This window comes from Gemella haemolysans, assembly GCF_028308085.1.
In the GTDB taxonomy this organism is placed as follows: domain Bacteria; phylum Bacillota; class Bacilli; order Staphylococcales; family Gemellaceae; genus Gemella; species Gemella haemolysans_D.
In genome coordinates, this window is record NZ_JAQMFS010000111.1 from 1 (window position 1) to 747 (window position 747).

The window sequence follows — 747 nt, forward strand, 5'->3', positions numbered from 1 at the left end:
CCCCTGAAAAGGGGTGGTTTTCTCTTCGGGTATAACCCTTTGTTACTAACACGCACCTCAAGGCGCTGGCTTTCACATTCGTTCAAGCCCTATTGTATTTTAACGCCCGCTACCCGTTAAACGGGTTTATCTATTTTTTCTTATCTCCAAATGGATTTTTATATTCTTTTGTTGTCAATTTGTCTATCGCAATATCATGCGATTCTTGTTCTCTGATATATTTTCTTATTGTACTTTCATTCAATCCTACAGTACTTACATAGTATCCTTCTGCCCAAAACTTTCTATTTCCGTATCTGTATTTCAAATTTGAATGCATATCAAATATCATTAATGAACTTTTCCCTTTCAGATATCCCATAAAACTTGATACACTATATTTTGGCGGTATTGATAGTAGCAAATGTATATGATCTGGCATTATATGGCCTTCTATTATTTCCACTCCTTTATACTTACATAACCTTTTTATTATATCTACTATATCTCGTTTGTATTGATTAAATTCTATTTTTCGTCTATACTTAGGTGTAAATACAATATGGTATTTACATAACCACTTTGTATGCGATAAACTATTATGTTTATTTGCCATAATTAAAATCATCCTTTCTTTATTTTAGAGCTTGAACTACTCTTATTTTATCAAGAAAGGATGATTTTTCAATTGTTTAACTTTTGTCTCGCACCCGCATAGCGGGTGGTTTTTTGTTTCGGAGACTTCGCCTCCTCAACTGGCTAAAGCCC

Annotated in this window: 1 protein-coding gene; it reads right to left on the minus strand. The window is 33.5% G+C overall.

Translation table 11 applies throughout. The features are described from left to right. Nucleotides 1-130: 130 nt before the first annotated feature. Entirely contained in the window at nucleotides 131-595 is a 465-nt protein-coding gene (tnpA, locus tag PNO30_RS08670; protein WP_271988118.1) for an IS200/IS605 family transposase, read from the minus strand. Nucleotides 596-747 lie beyond the last annotated feature (152 nt).